General features: G+C 45.2%; 13 protein-coding genes and 1 pseudogene. 6 read left to right on the top strand and 8 right to left on the bottom strand.

The genetic code is table 11. The features are described 5' to 3' along the window. Window positions 1-38 precede the first annotated feature (38 nt). Window positions 39-1397 (top strand): MFS transporter, encoded by a 1359-nt coding sequence (locus MSG34_RS22115; RefSeq protein ID WP_048657901.1) that lies wholly within the window; start codon window positions 39-41, stop codon window positions 1395-1397. A 78-nt stretch (window positions 1398-1475) separates the two neighbouring features. Here MSG34_RS22115 and MSG34_RS22110 read toward each other — a convergent pair whose 3' ends face one another. Beyond that, the gene (locus MSG34_RS22110; RefSeq protein ID WP_248339422.1) at window positions 1476-2816 is read right to left on the bottom strand and encodes a DUF4397 domain-containing protein; all 1341 of its coding nucleotides are present in this window, start codon (window positions 2814-2816) and stop codon (window positions 1476-1478) included. 513 nt (window positions 2817-3329) lie between these two features. On the opposite strand from MSG34_RS22110, the pseudogene MSG34_RS22105 reads away from it, so the two are divergent. The 3 genes and pseudogenes from MSG34_RS22105 to csdA all read left to right on the top strand — a co-directional run bounded on the left by MSG34_RS22105 (window position 3330) and on the right by csdA (window position 6521). Then, window positions 3330-4218: pseudogene (locus MSG34_RS22105) on the top strand (outer membrane protein OmpK). Window positions 4219-4328: 110 nt separating this feature from the next. After that, window positions 4329-5222 (top strand): 2-dehydropantoate 2-reductase, encoded by an 894-nt coding sequence (gene panE / locus MSG34_RS22100; protein WP_248339418.1) that lies wholly within the window; start codon window positions 4329-4331, stop codon window positions 5220-5222. Window positions 5223-5309: 87 nt separating this feature from the next. After that, the gene (csdA, locus tag MSG34_RS22095; RefSeq protein ID WP_248339417.1) at window positions 5310-6521 is read left to right on the top strand and encodes a cysteine desulfurase CsdA; all 1212 of its coding nucleotides are present in this window, start codon (window positions 5310-5312) and stop codon (window positions 6519-6521) included. Between the two features lie 332 nt (window positions 6522-6853). On the opposite strand, the gene csdE is transcribed toward csdA, so the two are convergent. From csdE to MSG34_RS22075, 4 genes are all read right to left on the bottom strand, one after another. Next, complete coding sequence (csdE, locus tag MSG34_RS22090) at window positions 6854-7285, bottom strand: cysteine desulfurase sulfur acceptor subunit CsdE (protein ID WP_248339416.1); 432 nt, start codon at window positions 7283-7285, stop codon at window positions 6854-6856. 37 nt (window positions 7286-7322) lie between these two features. Beyond that, the gene (gene tcdA / locus MSG34_RS22085) at window positions 7323-8132 is read right to left on the bottom strand and encodes a tRNA cyclic N6-threonylcarbamoyladenosine(37) synthase TcdA (protein WP_050052889.1); all 810 of its coding nucleotides are present in this window, start codon (window positions 8130-8132) and stop codon (window positions 7323-7325) included. A 113-nt stretch (window positions 8133-8245) separates the two neighbouring features. Further along, on the bottom strand, window positions 8246-9358 hold the full coding sequence (gene mltA, locus MSG34_RS22080) for a murein transglycosylase A (protein WP_050619901.1): 1113 nt from the start codon (window positions 9356-9358) through the stop codon (window positions 8246-8248). 81 nt (window positions 9359-9439) lie between these two features. Next, a complete protein-coding gene (locus MSG34_RS22075) occupies window positions 9440-9913 on the bottom strand; it encodes a DUF2850 domain-containing protein (protein WP_248339439.1) in 474 nt (157 codons plus the stop codon). A 162-nt stretch (window positions 9914-10075) separates the two neighbouring features. Between MSG34_RS22075 and argA the strand changes: the two genes are divergently transcribed. Both argA and MSG34_RS22065 read left to right on the top strand, forming a co-directional pair. Beyond that, window positions 10076-11413, top strand: a complete 1338-nt coding sequence (gene argA / locus MSG34_RS22070) for an amino-acid N-acetyltransferase (protein ID WP_248339415.1) — start codon at window positions 10076-10078, stop codon at window positions 11411-11413. A gap of 283 nt (window positions 11414-11696) precedes the next feature. Then, window positions 11697-11888 (top strand): hypothetical protein, encoded by a 192-nt coding sequence (locus tag MSG34_RS22065; RefSeq protein ID WP_004735192.1) that lies wholly within the window; start codon window positions 11697-11699, stop codon window positions 11886-11888. Window positions 11889-11968: 80 nt separating this feature from the next. Here MSG34_RS22065 and recD read toward each other — a convergent pair whose 3' ends face one another. From recD to MSG34_RS22050, 3 genes are all read right to left on the bottom strand, one after another. Further along, on the bottom strand, window positions 11969-14176 hold the full coding sequence (recD, locus tag MSG34_RS22060; RefSeq protein ID WP_248339414.1) for an exodeoxyribonuclease V subunit alpha: 2208 nt from the start codon (window positions 14174-14176) through the stop codon (window positions 11969-11971). Next, window positions 14176-17850, bottom strand: a complete 3675-nt coding sequence (gene recB / locus MSG34_RS22055) for an exodeoxyribonuclease V subunit beta (protein ID WP_248339413.1) — start codon at window positions 17848-17850, stop codon at window positions 14176-14178. The genes recD and recB overlap by 1 nt, the downstream gene beginning before the upstream one ends. Window positions 17851-18110: 260 nt before the next feature. Beyond that, window positions 18111-18257 (bottom strand): hypothetical protein, encoded by a 147-nt coding sequence (locus tag MSG34_RS22050; protein WP_248339440.1) that lies wholly within the window; start codon window positions 18255-18257, stop codon window positions 18111-18113.

Raw genomic sequence — 18257 nt, 5'->3', positions numbered from 1 at the left:
TTATTTCTTAAGGGCGTTTTTCTATACAAGGACGCCCTATGTCATCAGGCACTCCCTCTCTTTCTTGGATGCAGACCTTCCGCAGCTACCTTGATAAACGCCTACTTTGGGTGTTTATGCTCGGTTGTTCGAGCGGCTTCCCATGGGTTCTTATTGGATCCAACATGTCTGGTTGGCTAAAAGATGCAGGTTTAACACGAGCAGCCATTGGCTACTTTGGTAGTGTGTTTGCCGTCTATGCGATTAATTTTTTATGGGCACCATTGGTAGACCGAGTAAAACTGCCAGTGCTTCACGCAATACTCGGCCAGCGCCGAAGTTGGATCTTTTTCTGCCAAACCATTGTTTTAATCGGCACCTTATTCATCGCAGGCGTCAATCCCGCAGAGAATTTGGCGTTTACCTCAATGTTGGCGCTCGCTATTGCTATTGCCTCAGCTACACAAGACATCGCGATTGATGCATTTCGTATTGATACCTTCCCAAAATCTGAAGCATCAAAACTGCCGCAAGCTTCTGCAATGGCGGTAATTGGTTGGTGGACGGGGTATTCTCTACCAGGCTACCTTGCCTTTATTAATGCAGACTCAATCGGTTGGAATGGCGTGTATTACGGGATGGCAGGTGTCGTTGTTGTATTAATGCTGTTTACTCTTTTTGTCGGAGAGCCAAATACACAACGTGAAGCCCTACAAGAACAAGCACAGCAGCGACACAATAAAGTGGTCGGCTCAAAGCTTGTCGCTTGGTTCAGTGTAACGGTAATTGAACCATTTTATGATTTCTTCAAAAGAAACGGCGTTCAAGTTGCCATTACTCTATTGCTGTTTGTGTTCCTATTTAAGATAGGTGAAGCCTTCCTAGGTCGCATGTCGATTACCTTCTATAAAGAGATAGGTTTCAGTAACGAGCAGATCGGTCACTACTCCAAGTTAATTGGCTGGGGAGCAACCATATTCTTCACTTTGGTAGGCAGTGTCTTCAATGTGAAATTCGGTATTGTACGCGGGCTGATGATCGGCGGTGTGGCAATGGCGGCAAGTAATCTAATGTTTGCGTGGATCGCTCAGACTGGTCCGAGTGAAACCTTGTTCTTGGCAACCATCATTGTCGACAACTTCACAACGGCCTTTTCTACCGTTGCGTTTGTCTCTTTCCTAACGTTATTGACAGGCCAAGCGTTTTCAGCAACACAATACGCCTTACTCGCATCCTTAGGTAACTTCGGTCGCACCACACTGGCTTCCTTTAGTGGTGAGTTGGTTGATTACCTCAATGACTGGTCAACCTTCTTTATACTTACTGCACTTATGGTGATACCAAGTTTGATCATGCTCTATTCGTTGCGCCACTTTTTCACAGATTTACTAGAAAAAGCGAAAACCAACCACGAATAAGAGAAAAAGAAGACAGAATAGAAAGAGGGTAGCATCACGCTACCCTCTTTTACTTTGCCACTAATGATTTGGTAAGCGCTAATCTGTTGTATCACTCACTATAAGATTAAAACCCGCTCCGTCATCAATTGCCACGACTTGATACACCACACCATCAGCTAAGGTTGCGGGCGCAGAATCAATCGCCACAACCGATGGTTGTCCCGCTACCGTTATCGTCACAAAGTAAGATCCCGCTGCCACATAAATGCCATTCGCATAATCTTTGAATTTCACATCACTTAACGCCGGAGTGCTACCAGAGATACCTACGTTTTCTGTTAAGTAGATGTCCACCGATGCCGCAATTGGGTTAGCAGCAGCATGGGTAATGTTTAATACCGCACTGGTCGCCACCGGACGACGGTTCTCAGGAACAAGCAAAGGTTCCAAATTCAGTGGACTTACTGTCCCTACCGCATAGATGCTGTAATCCATGCCGGCAAATACAGCAACACCATCCGCATCAATCAATGCATTGGTTGTAGTGCCGTCAGCAAAGATGTCAATGTCATAACTTCCTGCAGCTAAATCGATAAATCCACGGATCTCTTTAAACATCAAATCAGCAAGAGGTGCAAATGCAGCTCCGTTCACAAATGGATCTACGTCCGGGGCGCCATCAACAAGATGACCGACTCGTACTTCTGCAGTTTCTGCCATGTCATAGATTAAAGATGATCCACTACCGTCCATCACCATCAATTTTACTGGGGAAGCGCTATTGGAGTCAGCTCTTGGCACCGCCGCAATAGTTAGCTCGCTACCGCCAGACAGAGTTATTTCTCCAGAATCAAAAGCAATAGCATTGCCGCTCACGGTTTCTAATCTCACTCGGTATTGCCCTGCTGGAATATTGAGTACGTCAGTAAAATCTTTATAGCCCAGCGTACCAAGCGGAGCGCCCAATGGATCACTCGGCCCTGTCACATATAGGTTTACATCGCCAACTCCTGTTGCCGCGTGTACTACTTGCACATCTAGACTTGAACTGGTTGCCGTTCCTGCAGCAGGGCGAGTAACAACCAAAGCCTCTACAGGATTGTTGGATCCATCGGCGTCGCCTACAACCATCACGGTGTAATCTAAGTCACCGCTTAAATCGAATTGGCTTTGAGGGATAACAGTGACCACTTCGTCACCTGGGAGTTGGACATCGACTTGAAGAGTTGTCTGTCCTTGACCTACGGAGGCGTATCCGGATGCTTGAGCATAATCGACATCGCTCCAACGAGCCTGACTATTGACTAGAACGTTAGCTAAAGGCGCATCTGGCGATGCATGTACAGCTTGTAGTTGAGTTGTTGATTCATCGTCGTCATCACACCCAACAATAAATAGGGCTGAAATTGCTACAGCGAGTATAGGTGAATATTTCATTGGTCTTCTCTCCAAAAAAGTTAGACCAGTTCGTCACACAAATGATTAGTCCAATAACTAATCTTTAAAAAGTATTTCAAAATCTAGTGCAGTGAACTGTCTTTAATTCTCCGTGATTCAAAAAGTAGCTAGGTTCAAATCCCTAGGCAGTCATCACATGAGTTGTCCATCAATTGATTCCAACTCCATTACGCTGTTGGTCAAAAATAGATCAAAGACAAGATTAAGAGGTGGTTTGAATGAGTCATTTTTTAAGAGAAAACGCTTAGAAAGGAATACTGTTGATTTTGATATGCATGTCACTCTAATTAGTAGAATCGTTTGCTTAGCGCAGTATTTCACCTATTTATCCACAAAATAATCGAATTTCACAAAATCAATAGAATTAGAGGTGCATCAAGATGCATTGCCACCTTAAAGTTCCATCATTTAGATCATTAGTGTGATCAACCTCACCTTAATAATTGTAGTTTTCACTCTGTCTCACTTTTATTTGAGAACAAAATCGCTATTATGCTCGGCATTCGGACATCATAAACACGCACGGATTAGCGGGTTACTTATTTCAAACATAGAGAGTTCCATTATGCGTAAATCACTTTTAACTCTTGGCCTACTTGCAGCAACTTCTGCTCCTGTAATGGCAGCGGATTATTCTGACGGCGATACTCACAAAAATGATTACAACTGGATGCAGTTTAACATCATGCACACTATCGACGAGAAGCCACAAGATAAAGACCATACTTACCTTGAAATGGAATTCGGCGGTCGCTCTGGAATCTTCGACCTTTATGGTTACATTGATGTATTTAACCTAACTAACGATAGCAGCAGCGATAAAGCAGAAGATGATCAACTGTTTGTTAAATTTGCACCGCGTATGTCTATCGATGGTCTAACTGGCAAAGATCTTTCTTTTGGTCCAGTTCAAGAACTATATGTTGCAAACTACACGACTATCGATGGTAAAGCTGACGGTGGCTACGCTACTAAAACAGGTATCGGTTCTGACGTAATGGTTCCATGGTTTGGCAAAATGCAGTTCAACCTTTACGCAACGTACGATCTAAATGCAAAAGATTGGAACGGTTACCAATTCTCTACTAACTGGTTCAAACCATTCGTAAACTTTGATAACGGTTCATTCATTGCTTACCAAGGTTACATTGATTACGAATTTGGTCGTGATAGCTCATACAACCAATCTAGCAATGGCGGCGCAATGTTTAACGGTATCTACTGGCACAATGACCAATTTGCAGTTGGTTACGGTCTGAAACTATACCAAGATGTATACGGTCTAAAAGACGGTGCTCTAATTGATAATGCAAACCCACAATTTGGTGAGTTCTCTACATCTGGCGTAGCACACTACTTCGCAGTAACTTACAAGTTCTAATCGAACTTCTAAGAAAGTTTCCAAAATGGCACCCTCGGGTGCCATTTTTTATTGCTTTCATTTAATGCCTCGCTATCCTTGCAGCATCACTTTCTTATCTCGGTATTGCTGTGAACATCACTATTGTTGGACCTGGAGCTATCGGCTCTTTATGGGCGATAAAACTACTTAAAGCTGGTCATAATGTCTCGTTGTGGAGTCGCTCCCCTGAAACCTCAATTGACCTAACACTTGATGAGCAAACTCCACTTTCCTTCAGCAATAACAATATCGAAAAGCTATCAACGAGTGACTTAGTAATCTTTACGGTCAAGGCTTGGCAAGTAGAAAAAGCCACCACTCCGTTACTTCAATATCTCGACTCTGACACCATTCTCATGTTCATGCATAACGGAATGGGTGCGGTCGACAACATCGCCACTCAAATTAGTACTTACCCGATAGTATTGGCAACCACGACCCAAGCTGCATTCAAACCTGATCGTAATAGTGTATCTCACACAGGAATAGGACAAACCCAGTTGGGGGCTTTTAACCAAACGGGACAGCAGTGCACGTTTTTAGTTGATGTATTGGATCATGCTCTCCCCGCTGTGAGTTGGAACCCAGAGATAACATCCGCACTATGGACTAAGCTCGCTATCAATTGTGCTATCAACCCACTCACTGGGTTGGAACAAATCAAGAACGGCGAACTTGCAGACCAAAGGTTTGAGGGTATTTTAAGTTCTATCGTTGAAGAGCTCACACAAGTTATGCAGGCCGAAGAGATCGCTTGTTCATTCGACGGATTAGAAGCAAGCGTCAAACAGGTCATCCAAGCCACAGCGCAGAACAACTCATCCATGAAGCAGGATATGTTTTACCAACGCAAGACAGAGATCGACTTCATCACTGGACACCTAATAAAAACAGCGCTTAAGCATCAGATAGAAGTTCCCGTTAACCAAAAGCTGTTCGATCAGGTCAAAGAGCAAGAAAATAGCTGGAATCATCAAGATTAGTCAGCAACGGTCAACAAGTCGCGATAAAATAACAATACCGCTAAGCATAACGCTGGCACCAATTTCCAAGATTTTAGGTAAGAATAGATGCTTGATATCAATCACATCCGAGAGCAGTTTCCTGCGCTATCACAAACCATCAATCAACAACCATTGATTTACTTAGACAGCGCGGCAACGACACAAAAACCTCAGGTAGTTATTGATGCCATTAGCCAATATTACTCCAAACAAAATGCCAATGTTCACCGTGGTAGCCATAGCTTAACAGCGAACGCGACCAGTCAGTTTGAAGCTGCCAGAGATAAGGTCGCTCAGTTTATCGGTGCAAGCTCTTCAAAAGAGATCATCTGGACTCGCGGTGCAACCGAGGCGCTCAATTTAATTGCTCAAACTTACGCAAGAAGTACTCTTCAGCCTGGCGATGAGATCTTAGTGAGTGAAATGGAGCATCACGCCAACATAGTTCCTTGGCAAATTGTGGCACAACAAACCGGGGCTAAAGTCGTTAAAGTACCGATGACATCGGATTGCGAATTTGACCTAACTGCATTTGATGCACTTTTAAATGAACAAACCAAGATTGTTGCATTAGCTCAGATAACCAACGTAACGGGTTCTCGTCAGCCAATTGAAGCTGTCATAGAAAAAGCACACAAGATGAATGCTATTGTTGTGGTCGATGGCGCGCAAGGGATCGTTCATGAGCCTATTGATGTTGCTGCTTTAGGTGCGGATTTCTACGTATTCTCAGGGCACAAGCTTTATGCCCCTGCGGGTATCGGTGTGCTTTACGGAAAACTTGAATTGTTAGAAGCGATGCCACCTTGGCATGGTGGTGGCAAAATGGTCGAGCGCGTCTCTTTCTCTGGCACTACTTTTTCAGAACTGCCTGGCAAGTTCGAAGCGGGCACACCAAATGTAGCAGGAGCCATAGCACTAAGCAGCGCTATAGAATGGTTAAGTAGTTTTCCACAACAAGATGTAGAAAATCACATCCACCAGCTACAACACGAGACCTATCTTGCGCTCAGTAAACTGGATGACATTCAGATTTTAGGGTATCAACCTAACGCAAGTGTGATTACTTTTGTGATGGATGGCGTTCACCATCAAGATATAGCGACCCTACTGGATCAGCAAGGTATCGCAGTACGTGCAGGACATCATTGTGCTCACCCATTAATGGATGCACTTAATGTGAAAGGAACGGTTCGAATTTCATTTGGTATTTACAACAACATGGATGATGTTGAAAAGCTCGTAGCGGCGATAGAAAAAGCCGTTGATATGCTTTAGGGGATGGCGAGACTCAATTAGCAGTCATCATTCCAGAACTGAGGAACGAAGTAACTGGAATGTCTAATAGCAAACTATCCAAACGAGATTCCCGATTACGCTCCTTCGTCGCTTTAGGGAATGACGAAATACAGTTAGAATTCGTCCTTCCATAACTGAGGAACGAAATATCTGGAATCTCTAACAGCAAACTATCCAAACGAGATTCCCTATTACGCTCCTTCGTCGCTTTAGGGAATGACGAAATACAGTTAGAAATCGTCATTCCAGAACTGAGGAACGAAGTATCTGGAATCTCTTTAAAGCACTACGATAAAAATGTATGGAGACAATTACAAGTTAGCGAGGTTCTTGATTTGCTCAACAATCGCTTTTAATCCATTACCGCGAGATGGGCTAAGGTGGGTAATTAGACCGATTTGTTCAAAGTAACCATCAATATCGAACGCTTGAACCTGCTCTGATGTTTTTCCATCATACGCAGCCATTACTAATGCAATCAGACCGCGCACGATACGCGCATCAGAATCAGCACAAAAGTGCCAAACACCATCGATATTAAGAGAAACCAACCACACTTGGCTTTCACAGCCAGAGACAATCACCTGCTCACTTTTCAGTTCATCAGGCATCGTTGGCAGTTTCTTACCCCATTGAATCACTTGGCGATAACGGTCTTCCCAGCCGCTAAATGTCTGCATCTTGGAGATGATATCATCACTGGTAATTTCAGTACCGAATGGAGAGCTTGGGAATGTGGTCATTTTAATATCCAGTCGATTATTAATTGAATAGAAGACGTTACTTAGTGTGCTTTTGAATCAGCTTTTCAACGATACGCGAAACAGCCACAAAACCAAACGTCGCCGTTACAACCGTTGCCGCACCAAAGCCCGTCGCACAATCCATGCGCTTTGGACCTTCTGCGGTCGCTTTCGCAGCACATACACTGCCGTCAGCTTGAGGGTATTTCAACTGTTCAGTTGAGAACACACAATCGATACCAAACTTACGCGCTGGATTCTTAGGGAAGTTATGATGACGACGAAGGGTATCTTTTAGCTTCTTCGCGAGCGGATCTTGAATCGTCTTAGTCAGATCAGCCACTTTGATTTGAGTTGGATCGATTTGCCCACCAGCACCACCCGTGGTGATCACCTTAATTTTGTTACTGCGACAATATGCCAACAGTGAAGCCTTAGCTTTCATGCTATCAATCGCATCTAACACAAAGTCGAACTCTTTCGATAGGTATTCAGCCTGATTATCAGGGCCGATGAAGTCGTCAATCAGGTTAACTTTACACTCAGGGTTAATCAGCTTAACGCGCTCTGCCATCACTTCGATTTTGCTTTTACCAACGGTACCCGACATTGCGTGGATCTGACGGTTGATGTTGGTCACGCACACATCATCCATATCGATCAAAGTCAGCTCACCTAAACCAGTACGAGCAAGCGCTTCAACCGCCCATGAACCTACACCGCCAATACCGATCACGCACACGTGTGCTGCTCTAAGTATATCGACTTCACTATTGCCATATAAGCGACGGGTGCCACCAAATCGTTGGTCATAGTTTTCTGAAGCTGGAGTGGTCAATTCACGCATTGTTGCCGCCAATTTATTTCTGAGAAAAAGAAAAGAGTGCGTTTTATACGCACTCTTGAATAAAAAGTCTAGGGGATTAGCGATTCGCTTTCAATGCCCTATTTTATTGTCGCTTACTCAACCTTTTCAGGAGGCAAAGCCCAAGGAGCTTCAGTCGCGCTGCCATCTAAGCCGAGCTTCCACACACGACCAAAATGCTTGTAATGACCCGCTTCGGTACCCGCTCGTGGGCCCATACCGTGGTAAAGATCCAAATGGTTTTGCTTAACCGCGCCGCCCGTATCTAAAACCAGTAACAGTCTTAGTTGGTGAGCACCGCTCCAAGTACCATCGGCATTCAGTAGTGGAACCTCAGCAAGAATCGGCGTCCCCATAGGCAAGATAGAACGATCGCCCGCTACCGCCGCCATTGGTAATAGAGGAATGCCCGCGCTGCCCATCACAGATAGGTCGTCTCTCGCTTCAAAAAACACGAAAGATGGATTTTGCTCAAGCAGCTCTTTGACTACTTCAGGATCGTTTGCCAACACCCACTCTTTGATTGCTTTTAACGACATTTTTTCGCGTGGAACTAAGCCTCGTTCAATCAGAACACGGCCAATGCTCACATAAGCTTTATTGTTCTTACCCGCGTATGCGAAATACTGCAGCGTGTCATCATCACCGAAGTGTACAAATCCACTGCCCTGCACTTCCATCATAAATGGGTCGATACGGTTTGCTGAGTAACCTAACTCAAGGCCCTGACCTTCTAGTGCGCCGTTGTAAATCTCTTCGCGGGTTGGACACTCTTTGCCACACTCAGGAAGTCCGTAAACAGGGTAACGGTATTCTTCATTCGCTTCGTGGCGCAGCTCCATCACAGGAGAAAAGTAGCCCGTGAACAAAACATTACCTTGCTTATCACCACCGCCTAGTTGAGCAGTTTGAACGCCAAAATTAGCGAGCTCACTTGGATCCCCACTCAGCATCGCCCACTCATTGAGTTGTTGATAAAGCGGCTCATAGATTTTAGCCATCGAAGGGGATTTAGAAACCACCATCTCAGCTTGCTCTGCAAATGCGGTGTAATCTCTTGGTTTATTGGATTCAACCTGATCGACCTGATTCAAGGTACGAGGAAATTCGTCATCAAGGTGTTGTTGAGCAAGATCAGTGGGTTGAGCACAGCCAAATAGCAAAGAGGCAGCGACTAGGGGAAGCCATTTTTTAATCACAAGAGTCATCCTAAAAATTCTATGCATCGAGGATGACAAAAACAGTCAGATAACACAATCGTAGATTGTAAGAGTTTACAATAAGATAACCTATCGGACCGAGTTATCGATATGGCCTTTAAGGCGGAAAATGGGATTGTAGTGACTGTCAGAATCGAGCACCATTTCTGTATTGTCAGAATTGGTCATGCGGAAGCGATAGGTTTTATCACCCGCCTTATATTCAAAGTAGCTACCGTCAAAGTCAAAGCTCGTCGAAACAACAGACCCACGAACTGATACACCATTAGCATTCAGAACAAACTCATCCGTCGCATAATGTGCAACATCTTGCTCTATCCAAGTGCCGTATATCAGATTGTCGGGCGTTGCCGCATCTTGCACTCGGGAAAGCACATCGCCGAACAAAGAAACCACAGCAAATGAACCCACCAAGGCTAAAACCATTAAGCAGCGCTCAATGATCTTACGCTTCAACTTAGATTGATTGCGCTGTTCTGCTTCACTGTAGAGGCCTTTGGTTATCTCATCGATTTTGTTCTTTGTAGCTGGAACTTGCTGCATTCGTTTACGACTCATAAGGATGCTATGCGCATTCTACACTGAGACAGTTTATATATTGAAGTCTAGATAAGAATAGTTTGCGCTTTATTCCAAAAAGGTGTTGTTTACATTTGAATTTAAATGCTAAATTAACGAATAAATAAACACAAATGGACTTGTTCTGTGAAATTAAGAAGTACAGCGCTAGTAAAAGGTTTCAGACAATCAACCCCTTACGTGAATGCTCACCGTGGCAAAACCATGGTCATTATGCTGGGAGGCGAAGCTGTTGCCGATAGAAACTTTGGTAACATTATTAGCGACATTGCCCTACTCCATAGCCTTGGCGTGAAGATTGTTCTCGTTCACGGGGCAAGGCCACAGATCAATCAACTGCTGGAAAAACAAGATTGCCATACGCCTTATCACAAGAATATTAGGGTCACTGATGAATATTCTCTGGGCGTCGCTATGCAGGCTGCTGGCCAACTACAACTTGCCATCACAGCTCGACTTTCGATGAGTTTAAACAACACCCCGATGGCAGGCACTCAACTCAATGTGATGAGTGGTAACTTCATTACGGCTCAACCGCTTGGCGTGGATGACGGTACGGATTATTGCCACAGCGGGCGTATTCGTCGAATCGATATCGAAGGGATCAATCGCACACTTGACCAAGGTTCAATTGTACTGCTTGGCCCTATTGCCAGCTCCGTGACAGGCGAAAGCTTTAACCTACTTTCTGAAGAGGTCGCGACCCAAGTTGCAACTCGTCTAAAGGCCGACAAGCTGATTGGCTTTTGCTCCGAACAAGGGGTAACAGATGAACGCGGTAACGTGCTCGCCGAACTCTTCCCTAAAGATGCCAAGCAAATTCTAGAACGATTAACGGAATCTCAAAATCCTGCCGAAGACATGAGCACAGGAACACTACGCTTCTTGAAAGGAGCGATCTCCGCTTGTCGTGCCGGAGTGCCTCGTTGTCACCTAATCAGCTACAAGGTAGATGGCGCGTTAATCCAAGAATTGTTCTCTTTTGATGGTATTGGGACCCAAGTGGTTATGGCGAGTGCTGAGCAAGTAAGACAAGCTCAGATTGACGATATTGGTGGCATCTTTGACCTTATTCGTCCTTTGGAAGAACAAGGCATTCTCGTTCGTCGCTCAAGAGAACAATTGGAACAAGAGATTCACCGTTTTACTATCATCGAAAAAGACGGTCTGATTATTGGTTGCGCAGCGCTATATGCTTATCCGGAAGATCACATGGCAGAGATGGCGTGTGTGGCGATTCACCCTGACTATCGCGATGGAAACCGTGGGCAATTGCTGCTGGATTACATGCGCCACCAATCAAAATCTCGTGATATCGACCAGATCTTTGTCCTTACTACGCACAGCCTTCACTGGTTCCGCGAACAGGGTTTTTACGAGATAGCGGTTGATGAATTGCCGATGGAAAAACAAGGGTTATACAACTATCAGAGAAACTCAAAGATCTTAGCGCTCAACGTATAAACAAAGTTTTGGAGCACAATCTCACTTCAGCAGAAAAATAATTGCAAATGTAATCGTTTTCTATATGAGATTTATTAACTATGCACTTTCACTCACACGTATAATTGTATAGAATTTAGACGCTTTAATAATCTTAACAAATGTTTTTATTGGAATTGCCATCTCGATAGTCACATCGAACTCATTGAGGTGGTCACTGCACGGATTGCTATACCCGTTGACGGTCAGCACGCTAACATTAGCTCTGCTCGTTAATATAAACAGCAAAAAGAGCAACATTGATATGAGAACCATTGTTTGTAACTCGCTGCAAAGTTTTTGGGATATGGCTGATAACCAGTTCTTAGAAGGGCTAGACGTACACTGCGTGTTCCCTGTTAGCGAGAATCTAAAAGAGTTTATTTTGAATTGCCAAGCAAAGTACAAGATAAACCACATATCGTTTACTCGAGCGTTTTTAAGCAAAGAGTCTTAATAACGTTCAAAGCAACTAGGGATGGTTGCTTTGTGTTTATCTAGCCCTAAGTTCAAACCCTTCTCTAGCGTCCATAACGACTAATTCGTTAAACGACTGCCTAAACCACTCACTCGCTCTGTTTTCACCTTAATCCCACGCTTCAACACGTTGGTATCGCTGAACATCATCAGTCGTTTCTTCGCACGTGTAATACCGGTATAGATAAGCTCCCGCGTTAAAATAGGGCTGAAATCTGGCGGCAAGATCATTAAGGTCAGATCAAATTCACTACCCTGCGATTTATGTATCGTCATTGCATAAGCTGTTTCATGATCGGGCACTCGGCTTGGAAGCACGGCTTTCACACTGCCGTCTGGCAACTCAAAATACACCTTCAATCGAGGTGCCGAACTTGCCTCATTTGACTCTAGATTAGTTGTATCGGCTTCAAGCATACAGATGCCAATATCACCATTATACAAACCCAAGCCATGATCATTTCGTGTCACCATGACAGGACGCCCGTGATACCACAGCTCATCATTATGAGGGCTCACCAAACGTCTTGCGGCCAGTGCTCTTTCAATTCTATGGTTGAGACCTTTGACACCAAAGTCCCCTTCACGAATGGAACACAACAGTCGACATTGGCTGAACAAATCGAGCACCGATTTTGCGCGTGCTTCTTGGGTCTCTAGCTCTTCCAACGGTACATTCATTCTATTGAGATATGCACCATACTCGTTAACCAAAGTACGCAGCATCAAGTTATAGCTGTCGCTCGATAGAGGATGATTTTCGATATCGCCAAAACCTTTGGCAAACACTTGATCTACTTGATTCGCAGAACCATTATTGATCGCTTTTGCCAACTGCCCGATACCGGAACGCGCATCGAAACGATAACTCTTCTGCAGCATACACAAACTATCTGCAATCGCAGGCGGATTCACCACTCCAGCTTTGTCTTGTCTTGGTTTAGCGATCGCATCAAAGCCTGTCATCTCTGCAATCAAATTGCCTTGCGCGCTGCTGTACCCTGTAGAATTGAATGAACAGATATCACCGAGTACAGCTCCTGCCTCTACTGAAGCGAGTTGGTCTTTATCACCCAACAAGATAAGCCTTGCGTGCTCCGGAAGTGCATCCACCAGCTTATACATCATCGACAGATCAACCATAGAAGCTTCATCCACTACCAAGATATCTAGATGGAGCGGGTTGCGTCGGTTATGCCTAAACTCAGCACGGTTAGGAATCGCGCCGAGTAATCTGTGTAACGTACTCGATTCAGTGGGTATGTTGGCTTTTACTTCAGGTGCTAATGGCAGCTGCTCAATCGCTTTACCGATCGACTCGGTTAAACGCGCCGCTGCTTTACCCGTCGGTGCCACCAGTTTAATCGTCGGTGTTTTACCTTGGCTGAGCGATTGCTCGACCATCGCCGACAGCAATTTGGTTACCGTGGTCGTTTTACCGGTACCCGGACCACCAGAAATCACCGCAAAGCGACGACTCAGCGCCACCGCTGCTGCGACTTTTTGCCAGTTCAAACATGCTGATAACGGCACCAAACTGTCTAGAACATCTAAGTCCGTCACTTGCTTGGCTTGTACTATCGCTTGGTCGATTGCTCCCCAATCTAGAGCCTGCTCATTCACAATATCAAGATGGTCACACACCAATTGTTGGCGTAACACCTGCGAAGTTTGTTGGCTTGCTTCAGCCTTGGCTAAAGCGTTAAACAGAAAGTGATAGCTACGTGCGAATAACTGATTCAACGTTTCGGTTAGCGCTTTTTTCTGCTCAACATTGAACTCTACTGGCTTACTTAAACGGTTTAAGGTCTCAGCCAACACAACTTCGTAATTCCAATAACGCTGTAAATAGACACGTTGCCCATCGAACATTAGCGGCTTAACACAATCGTTGGTCGTACCCACTAAGTTAGATGATTGCAGAACAGCCGCCCAATCAATACCTAACAATTTCTGGTTCAGTTGCAGTGCCGTTTCACCGTACAAACCGAGTAACTGGGCAAGGTCTGCTGTTTGAGCTTGTAAAAGCTGAGTACAAATGTGCCCTTTGCCTAATTCATGGCTCACGACCCCAGCAAGAAAACCGATTTCTTGAGGGTGGCTCGTGGCTTGCTGAGCAATAAAACGGGCAAATTGATAATCCAACTGACGAATAGAACCCTTATCCGCAAGAAACTTGAGTACATCCATCAGTTGCTCAGGAATAAATGAAACTGGCTTTACTGTGTTCGCAGCTTCTATGCTGGTATTAGTGGTCGTTGTTATCATTATAAAAGCCCCATCTGTCCAGTTTCATTGTCATTCAATTGTGCTGAACGTCTGTCTATCACTTTACCGTCAATCAATTGATCCATTTCATCGAGCAAAGCCAGTGTTGGTTTAGCCGAGAAAACACCTTGTTGTGATTGGCCATCCATTCCTCTTAAAAACAAGTAATAAACCCCACCGAAATGTTGTTCATAGCTGTAATCTGCAACGCGACTGCGTAAGAAGCGGTGCAATGCCAATGCATAGATTTGATATTGCAGATCATAACGATGGTCGGCCATCGCCGATTTCAATGCCTCACCATGGTAAACGGCAACGTCATCACCTAGATGGTTCGATTTCCAGTCGAGGACATAGTATTTACCTTGGTGCTCGAACACCAAATCGATGAAGCCTTTCAACATGCCTTGCACGGTTTGGAAACCTAGGTCGCCCGCTTTTGCCGATAACGGATCGTGATATTGAATGGTTTGATTCAATTCCGATGCGGCTAACACTTCGATCGGCAATAAGAATTCCATCTCGACTAATCGTTGCGTTGAGTCTTTCTCACTTAGTTTTAAGTTCTTACCATCCAATGCGGTGTTCAGCACCGTATCAACTAGTTGTTGAAGCACGGGTAACCACTCTAGTTCGTATTGCTCCGACTCTAATAAGTGAGTGATTACTTGCGTGTTATGTTCGCTGGTTGCTGGCTCGGTAAATTCTACATCCTCAAACAAGGTATGTAAGAAGGTACCCGGACGAGCGCCTCGAGGGAAGGTGAATATAGAACGTTCAGGTTCAATCAATTCCGACTCGTCTTGTTCATCCGCCGAGTCAATATCGAAGCCAGACACCTCAATCGTGGCATCATGACTTGCGCCGTGACTGCCTTGTTTTACAAGTCCCGAGTAACTGGTAATTCGCCAAGCTCGGTCAATTGAAGCTTTCAGTTCATTGGCCTGTAAGTCGTCACTCACTTGCTCTGTTTGTACAAATACGTGCTCGTGAGCAGTCGGAGTTTCAGACAGTAGTACACTTGAATTCTTACCCTCAATTGCCGATAGAGCTTGATGCAACTCGGCGATGCCTTGCTCTTGTCCGTTTTGAACCAAATAGCCCATGGCACTCAAGTGAACGCCAGTTGGCTCTTTGGTTGAACGCCCTTTACGTAGCGGTGCCATGCCAATGAAACATCCAAAAACAGCACGAGTAAGCGCCACGTAAATCAAACGTAGATCTTCTGCCAATCGCTCTTTGTCGGCTTGTGCTAAGGCACTGTCGCTGCCAGTAATATCCAGTACTGTGGTATCTGAATCGTGATCGTAGAACTTGCCTTCACTCGCTTCACGGTAACTCGCGACAAACGGTAAAAATACGAGGTCATATTCCAAGCCTTTCGACTTATGAATAGTAACGATTTGAACCAAGTTTCTTTCTGACTCAAGGCGTTGAATGTCGTCTTCACTGCCACCTAAACCATTCTGAGCATCGGAAATCGCTTCTGCCAACCAACGCAGCAAGCCATAGTCACTGTCGAGCTCTTGCCTTGCTTGTTGTAGCAGTTCGCCAATGTGCATCAAATCAGTGAGTGAGCGCTCACCATTTTCTTCTTCCAGTAAGCGTTCCGCGAGATGTCGTTTACTGATCACGCTGCGCAGCATGGGTAACACGCCACGCTGTAGCCACAACTTACGATATTCTCTAAATTCGTTAACGACGTTTTCCCACACCACTTCATCGTTGTTGAGTTCATCTAATGATGCCGCATCCAGAGCAAACAACTCGGAGGCTAAACTGGCACGCAATGCACGATCGTTTTCTGGTGTCAGCACCGCTTGTAGCAGGCGTTGAATATCTTGCGCGACCAAGCTGGTAAACACACTGTCTCGGTTGGACAAATACACACTCGCAATGCCTTGTTCCGACAGCGCGTTCTTGATCAAGCGACCTTCACTACCGGTTCGAACCAAAACAGCAATATCACCCGCATTCACGGCATGTTGTTTTTTGCCGTTATCAAAATAGGCTTGTTGATTTTGAGATGCGGTCAGAATGGTTTGAATTTGACTCGCTGTCGCCTCGGCCATGGCTTTGTGATATTCGCCTTTTGGTAATGGCTTATCTTCAGCCTCTTGCAGCCAAAAGGTCAGTGCGTGCTGAGTTTCTCCGTTCATCACCCATTGGCGTTTATCAGCCGATGGGCTAGCAGCTACGGGCAAAAATGGAATGTCTTGGTCGTAGATAAACGGGCTATCTGAATTCATAAACACTTGGTTTACCGCACTGACCATGTCAGCACTCGAACGCCAGTTAGTGCCTAACGTATAGTGAGCACTAACTTGGTTTCTTGCCTTGATGTAAGTAAAGATATCCGCGCCACGGAAACCGTAGATAGCCTGTTTCGGGTCACCGATCATAAACAGACCGCATTGCGGGTTATCAAGGTAGATTCGGCTAAAAATACTGTATTGAAGCGGATCGGTATCTTGAAATTCATCGATCATCGCCACCGGGTAAAGCGTGCGAATTCTTTCCACCAGCAAGGATTGCTCATCGACATCAATCGACGCCGATAACTGAGTCAGCAAGTCATCAAATGATAGCCACTGCTTCTGTTGTTTCGCCTTGGCTAACATAGTTCGACAATGGGTAATCGCATGCGCCAGCAATGGAGCTTTCAAGTCGGCTGGGTGATTTAAGAAATCTTCAATCGCTTCGAAAACGGCATGCTGAGGCGCAGTGCCCTTTGGTGTTTTTTCAATTAGAGTGGCTTGAGAGAACTTCTCTAATTTATCTGGGAACTGATAATCATGGGTGTCGCTCTGTGCCCATGCTGTCACCGCTTCTAACCATGTCGGCAGAGATTTCTTAGTGTAGCTACGCTTGTTCACATCCGAGCCAGAGATCAAAGCCAAAAAGTCCGCTTCAGATTCACACCACAGCGCTTTAAGCTGCTTCACTTTGTCTAGGTTTTGATTGTGTAGAGTTTGCAGGTCGCCCGACATCGCATCTACCGTTAGCTTCAGCGGAGAGCCCGTCAGGTAACGGTTTACGTCAGCCAATAACGAAGCGGGAGAACCCCAAATATTTCGTACCTCACCAGCCAGTTGAATCGGCAACGGGTAAAACTGCTTACGCCAGTAGTCTGCTACCACTTGCGCTTTCAGATGGCTTTCATCGGTCACAAATTCATTATCAAAACGGCTTCCTGATTCAAAAGCATTTTGGGTCAACATTCGCTGACAGAAACCGTGAATGGTGTAGACCGCAGCCTCATCCATTTGTCTTTCAGCGTTAAGAAGAGTTTTAGCCGCGCCAGCATGATCATCGATGGCTTGTAACAAAGGCGCAATCACTGGGTCGTCACTTTGCCCACGTGCAAACGCAATGCGTGCATCATGAATACGAGCACGGATACGATCTCGCAGCTCTGCTGTTGCCGCTTCAGTGAAGGTCACCACCAGAATTTGGTCTACGGTTAGTGGCTCATGGTGTCGTGTGGCTTCCGTCAGATCACCTTGTGGCGCAGCTGTACCGTGCCCCAGCAGTAAGCGTAAGTACAAGCCAGCAATGGTAAATGTCTTACCCGTACCCGCCGATGCTTCAATTAAACGCGCGCCATGAAGTGGAAACGTCATGGTATCGAGTGTTTTTGGAGCGATTACCTGAACACTGCTTGTGGTCGTCATGCCTTACTGCCTTTTGATAGATGAGTCTGTTAAAAATGTGACTATTGCTATAAATGTGACCTAGCATGGAAAACGTCATTCAATTTACGTCCTACGCTAATTTGTTAATAGTTAGTGCGATCTCTCTCACGGATCAATTCGGATCGCCTCGCTACTATGCGCCCACGAGTTCAGGAGCGCGTACGAGTTTTGTACTTTACGACGTTACTTTGAACCACAGAATAATGGTCCCTCTGACCTGTGGCCGTACAGCGAACGCCCTACACTAATAATGATTTACTGGCGGCCACTTTATTTCCTGTACCTTGATTCTCTTCACCTGGAAAGTAAGCATCCCAAACGCTTACCAGCGACTCTCTTTTGCCTTTCATTAATTCAGCGCACTCGCTATTGATCTTGTCGATCAC

Source organism: Vibrio sp. 1CM2L, from assembly GCF_023161695.1.
Taxonomy (GTDB): domain Bacteria; phylum Pseudomonadota; class Gammaproteobacteria; order Enterobacterales; family Vibrionaceae; genus Vibrio; species Vibrio coralliirubri.
Note: the sequence above shows the minus strand (reverse complement) of the source record. Positions and strands in the feature narration are given on the sequence as shown.